Origin of the sequence: Pseudomonas kielensis, assembly GCF_014236655.1 — a bacterium.
In the GTDB taxonomy this organism is placed as follows: Bacteria; Pseudomonadota; Gammaproteobacteria; order Pseudomonadales; family Pseudomonadaceae; genus Aquipseudomonas; species Aquipseudomonas kielensis.
The window spans coordinates 1-326 of sequence record NZ_JACMYG010000117.1 but is presented as its reverse complement, the minus strand read 5'-3'; the positions used below and the strand labels follow the sequence as shown (position 1 = coordinate 326).

Here is a 326-nt window from a genome sequence, read left to right as displayed (position 1 = left end):
GCTACTGTGGGCCTGACCGAGGCCGAAGCGCATGCACAAAACATCGAGACCGATAGCCGTACGCTGACACTCGACAACGTGCCTCGTGCGCTCGCCAACTTCGACACACGCGGTTTTATCAAGCTGGTCATCGAAGAAAGTAGCGGACGGCTCATCGGCGTCCAGGTAGTGGCCCCGGACGCGGGCGAGCTGATCCAGACGGCGGTGCTGGCCATACGTAACCGCATGACGGTGCAGGAATTGGCTGACCAGTTGTTTCCCTACCTGACGATGGTCGAGGGGCTAAAGCTCGCCGCACAGACCTTCAGCAAGGATGTGAAACAACT

Annotated in this window: 1 pseudogene; it reads left to right on the top strand. The window is 59.2% G+C overall.

The window, feature by feature from the left end:
• Window positions 1-326, top strand: a pseudogene (locus H7995_RS28270) (mercury(II) reductase); the annotation flags it as partial.